This is a genomic window from Halomonas sp. BC04, from assembly GCF_000568385.1.
This window is the reverse complement of record NZ_AZQX01000376.1, coordinates 1-5,066: the sequence shown is the minus strand read 5'-3', so window position 1 is coordinate 5,066 and position 5,066 is coordinate 1. Positions and strand designations below refer to the sequence as shown.

Below are 5,066 nucleotides of genomic sequence, written 5' to 3'. Positions count from 1 at the left end.
CCATGCAACCGACAATGCCGACTAACCGCCGGCATCGGCAGCACCAGCGCAGATGGCCCCGCCTTGGCGGGCCATCTGCGTTCCTCTATCTGCCTTCTTGACGATATGCCGCAGACCAGCGTCTCGACGTCATGACGAGTATCAGCGCGGCTGCCCTCGGCTCAGCTCAGGTTGTCGAGAACGCGCAGGCTGGGGGTCGCCTGATTGAGCGTATAGAAGTGAAGTCCTGGCGCCCCACCATCCAGCAGGCGCTGGCACAGCCGTGACACCACTTCCTCGCCGAAGGCCGCAATGGATTCGCTGTCATCCCCATAGGCCTCGAGCTGCTTGCGGATCCAGCGGGGAATTTCGGCGCCACAGGCGTCGGAGAAGCGCGCCAGCTTGGTGTAGTTGGTGATCGGCATGATTCCGGGGACGATGGGCGCCTCGACGCCCAGCGCACGCGCCCGCTCCACGAAGTGGAAATAAGCATCGGCGGTGAAAAAGTACTGGGTGATGGCAAGGTTGGCGCCCGCCTTCATCTTGCGCACGAAGTTCTCGAGGTCCTTCTCGAAGCTGGGCGCCTGAGGATGGGATTCCGGATAGGCAGCCACCGCGATCTCGAAGTGATCGCCGGTCTCCTCGCGAATGAACTCGACGAGCTCGTTGGCATAGCGCAGCTCGCCAATACCGCCCATGCCGGAGGGCAGGTCGCCTCTCAGGGCCACCAGGCTGTCGATGCCCTGCTCACGGTACTGGTGGAGCAGGTCACGCAGTTGTGCCTTCTCGCTACCGATGCAGGAGAGATGGGGAGCGGTAGTGATACCCGACTCGCGTACGGTCTGCACCGTGCTGAGCGTGCGTGCCTGGGTGGAGCCGCCGGCGCCGTAGGTCACCGAAAAGAAACGCGGGCTGCGGCTGGCAAGCGCATCGAGCACACCCATCAGTTTCTCGCGCCCGAGGTCAGTATTGGGCGGAAAGAATTCGAAACTGATACCTAGCGGGTGTGCCTGGGTACTCATCGGTCAACCTCTCGTCGTCACCCGGCGAGCCACATGAGCTACGCCGTGAATTATCGATCACTCTGCTTCGAGTGCGTTGGTGACCATTTTGCCGACCGGCCCAGTGGCTGACCAATGAAAGTTTCCGCGCCTGTGCATTAGTTCCGGTCATGTTGAGCGCTGCGGAAGAGACTCCTCGCTGACAGCAGTGCACATGGCAGGCATCATGGCAGCTTTCGACAGGGAATTGGCAAAGACGATGATCGATCCCGGCGCCTGATGGGCCCCCTCTGGACGCTACTGGCCTTCGTCGGGCTGGGCTGGCTGGCGGCCCGGCATCTGGCCGTGGACCCACGGCCGATCGCCACGCTGCTGATCTACCTCATCGCCCCGCTCACCTTCTTTCGCGGCCTCACCCTCGGTGGCCCGACGCCGGGCTACCTGCTGCTGACCCTCGCCCTGTTCACGCTGGCCAGTGTGATGGCCGTCATCGTCAACCTGGCCGGCAGGCGCTTCCTCCCCCCGCAGGAGAGCGCCCTGCTCGCCTTCTCCGCCGGCACCGGCAACACCGGTTATTTCGGCCTGCCGATTGCCATGATCCTGCTGCCCCCCGAAGGGGTGACCCTCTACCTGTTCTGTGTTCTGGGGGTCACCCTCTACGAATTCACCGTAGGTTTCTATCTCAGTGCCCGGGGGCAATTCTCGGTACGCCAGAGCCTGGTCAAGATCATCCGCCTGCCCCTGATCTACGCCTTCCTCGCCGCCCTGCTGGCCAGCGGCCTGGGGCTGACGGTTCCGGCCCCGCTCATGGAAGGCCTGGCGGTATTCCCGGCCACCTACACACTACTGGGCATGATGATCATCGGCATGACCCTGAGTCGCGTATCGGTAAGAGAGTTCGACGCCCGCTTCATCACCGCCTGTGTCGCGGTGCGTTTCGGGCTCTGGCCTCTGGTCGCGCTGCTGGCCGTGCTTGGTCTACAGGCACTGACCCCGCTGCCGATCGAGCTGGCCATGGCCCTGCTGCTGGTAGGCGTGGTGCCCATGGCCGCCAATGTGGTGGTGGTTGCCATGGAGCTGGGCATTCGGCCGGAAAAGGGTGCCATCGCCGTGTTGTTGACCACCCTGGCGGCACCCCTGCTGATTCCCTTCTACCTGGACGGCCTGATGCGACTCACTGGGCTGGGGTGAGCTCGAGTCGCGCAAAGGAAGGAAGACGCCGCCTGAGGGCGGCGTTTCTCGTAACGCTCAGCTCATTCGGCTCGCACTAGTAGCGATAGGTGTCGGGCTTGAAGGGCCCCTCCACCGGCACCCCGGTGTAGCCGGCCTGGTCCTCGGTCTGGCGCGTCAGCACTCCGCCGAAACCCTCGACCATGTAGCGGGCCACCTCCTCGTCGAGGTGACGCGGCAGCACGGTGACGGCCAGGCCACTGCGTCGCTCAGCCTCGGGCAGGTCGGCGAAGCGCCGCTCATACAGGTGAATCTGTGCCAGGACCTGATTGGCAAAGGAGCCGTCCATGATGCGTGAGGGGTGGCCGGTGGCGTTGCCCAGGTTTACCAGACGGCCTTCGGAGAGCAGCAGCAGGTAGTCGCCGCTGGCCGGGTCGAAGCTGCCCGGCTTGCTGTCGCGGTAGACCTTGTGCACCTGGGGCTTGATCTCCTCCCAGTGCCAATGGCGACGCATGTAGCCGGTTTCGATCTCGTTGTCGAAGTGGCCGATATTGCAGACCACGGCACCGGCCTTGAGGGCGCCGAGCATGGCGGCATCGCAGGCGCGGATGTTGCCGGTGCAGGTCACCACCAGATCGATGCGGCTCAGCAGTGCCCGGTCGACGCTCTCCGGCCCGCGGTTGACGCCGTCCACATAGGGCGAGACCACTTCGTAACCGTCCATGCACGCCTGCATGGCGCAGATCGGGTCGATCTCGGCGACCTTGACGATCATCCCCTCCTGGCGCAGCGACGCTGCCGAACCCTTGCCCACATCGCCGTAGCCCACCACCAGCGCCTGCTTGCCGGCCAGCAGGTGATCCAGGGCTCGCTTGATCGCATCGTTGAGCGAATGGCGGCAACCGTACTTGTTGTCGTTCTTCGACTTGGTTACCGCATCGTTGACGTTGATCGCCGGCACCTTCAGGGAACCGTCGCGCAGCATCTCCTGGAGCCGGTGCACGCCGGTGGTGGTCTCCTCGGAGATGCCGTGGATGGCATCGAGCAGCTCTGGGCGCTTTTCGTGCAGCAGGGCCGTGAGGTCACCGCCGTCGTCCAGCACCATGTTGGGCCGCCAGTCGTCGGGACCCTCCACGGTCTGCTCGATGCACCACCAGAACTCCTCTTCCGTTTCGCCCTTCCAGGCAAACACCGGGATGCCGGCAGCGGCAATGGCCGCCGCGGCATGATCCTGGGTAGAGAAGATGTTGCACGAGGACCAGCGCACCGTGGCGCCCAGGTCGATCAGGGTCTCGATCAGCACCGCCGTCTGGATGGTCATGTGGATGCATCCGGCGATGCGGGCACCCGCCAGCGGCTGTTGGGCGTGGTATTTCCTGCGAATGGCCATCAGCGCCGGCATCTCGGTCTCGGCGATGCGAATCTCGCGGCGCCCCCAGTCGGCCAGCGTGATATCGGCAACCTTGTAGTCCTGAGCGTTCAGGGCAGAAACGGCAGCCTGGTTCATGCGTCACCTCGTCGAATGAAATCGGTGACCCTCACTATAGGCCCAGCGGGGGCGCCAATGCCAAGTCATCCCTTTCACGCTAGCCAAGGGCATCATGGGGCACCAGACGAAAACGCCCGGCTCAGGGCCGGGCGTCTCGTATCAGGGCGGGATGCATGCGGGCAACGGCTACAGGCCGGCAGCCTGCCGCAGCGCCTGGGCGCGGTCGATCCGCTCCCAGGGAAAGGCCGTGAAGGTCTCGGTCTGCTCGTGCCCCTTGTCGTCCTTCCAGCTGTAGGAGGTCTCGAAGGGCTCGCGGCCGAAGTGACCGTAGGCCGCGGTGAGCTGATACATGGGGTGAAGCAGATCGAGCATGCGGGTGATGGCGAAGGGGCGCAGGTCGAAGTGCTCGCGCACCAGCTCGATGATGCGCGCTTCATCCACCTTGCCGGTACCGAAGGTATTGATTGCCACCGAGGTCGGCTGGGCCACGCCGATGGCGTAGGACACCTGGATCTCGCACTTGTCGGCCAGGCCGGCGGCGACGATGTTCTTGGCCACGTAGCGGCCCGCATAGGCGGCACTGCGATCGACCTTGGAGGGGTCCTTGCCGGAAAAGGCGCCGCCGCCGTGGCGTGCCATGCTCCGTAGGTGTCGACGATGATCTTGCGTCCGGTCAGCCCGCAGTCGCCCACCGGCCCACCGATGACGAACTTGCCGGTGGGGTTGATGTGGTACTGGGTGGACTCGGTCAGCCACTCCTCGGGAATCACCTGCTCGATGATCTCGTGCTTGACCATCTTGCGCAGCTCTTCCGGGTCGATCTCCGGGTCATGCTGGGTCGACAGCACCACTGCCTCAACGCCGCAGGGCATGCCCGCCTCGTTATAGCGGAAGGTGACCTGACTCTTGGCATCCGGGCGCAGCCAGGGCAGCAAACCATGCTTGCGCAGCTCGGCCTGACGCTCCACCAGCCGGTGAGCGTAATGGATCGGCGCCGGCATGAAGGAGTCGGTCTCGTTGGTGGCGTAGCCGAACATCAGTCCCTGGTCACCGGCGCCTGGTCCTCGGGCTTGACACGGTCGACGCCCTGGGCGATATCCACGCTCTGCTTGCCGATCAGGTTGAGCACGCCGCAGGTCTCGCCATCGAAGCCCACCTCGGAGGAGGTGTAGCCGATACCTGTAATGACCTCGCGCACCAGCGCCTCGAGATCGACCCAGGCTGAGGTGGTGATCTCGCCGGCGACGATCGCCACGCCGGTCTTGACCAGCGTCTCGCAGGCCACACGGGCGTGCTTGTCCCGGGCGATGATGCGTCCAGCACCGCATCCGAAATCTGGTCGGCGATCTTGTCCGGATGCCTTCGGACACGGACTCGGAAGTGAACAGGGAGTATTCGCTCATGGGCATCCTCGACCATCTGAGTAA

3 protein-coding genes and 1 pseudogene are annotated in these 5,066 nt (G+C 64.4%); 1 reads left to right on the top strand and 3 read right to left on the bottom strand.

The genetic code is table 11. The features are described from left to right. Window positions 1-161: 161 nt before the first annotated feature. A complete protein-coding gene (gene metF / locus Q427_RS25270) occupies window positions 162-1,001 on the bottom strand; it encodes a methylenetetrahydrofolate reductase [NAD(P)H] (RefSeq protein WP_043518135.1) in 840 nt (279 codons plus the stop codon). 258 nt (window positions 1,002-1,259) lie between these two features. Between metF and Q427_RS25265 the strand changes: the two genes are divergently transcribed. After that, a complete protein-coding gene (locus Q427_RS25265; RefSeq protein WP_043518134.1) occupies window positions 1,260-2,171 on the top strand; it encodes an AEC family transporter in 912 nt (303 codons plus the stop codon). Between the two features lie 76 nt (window positions 2,172-2,247). On the opposite strand, the gene ahcY is transcribed toward Q427_RS25265, so the two are convergent. Continuing rightward, on the bottom strand, window positions 2,248-3,657 hold the full coding sequence (gene ahcY / locus Q427_RS25260; RefSeq protein WP_043518132.1) for an adenosylhomocysteinase: 1,410 nt from the start codon (window positions 3,655-3,657) through the stop codon (window positions 2,248-2,250). 168 nt (window positions 3,658-3,825) lie between these two features. After that, window positions 3,826-5,042: pseudogene (metK, locus tag Q427_RS25255) on the bottom strand (methionine adenosyltransferase). Between the last annotated feature and the right edge of the window lie 24 nt (window positions 5,043-5,066).

Excerpts from the sequence above, each read along its gene's own strand:
- ahcY (WP_043518132.1), bottom strand. The coding sequence starts at position 3,657 with ATGAACCAGGCTGCCGTTTCTGCCCTGAACGCTCAGGACTACAAGGTT.
- metF (WP_043518135.1), bottom strand. The coding sequence starts at position 1,001 with ATGAGTACCCAGGCACACCCGCTAGGTATCAGTTTCGAATTCTTTCCG.
- Q427_RS25265 (WP_043518134.1), top strand. The coding sequence starts at position 1,260 with ATGGGCCCCCTCTGGACGCTACTGGCCTTCGTCGGGCTGGGCTGGCTG.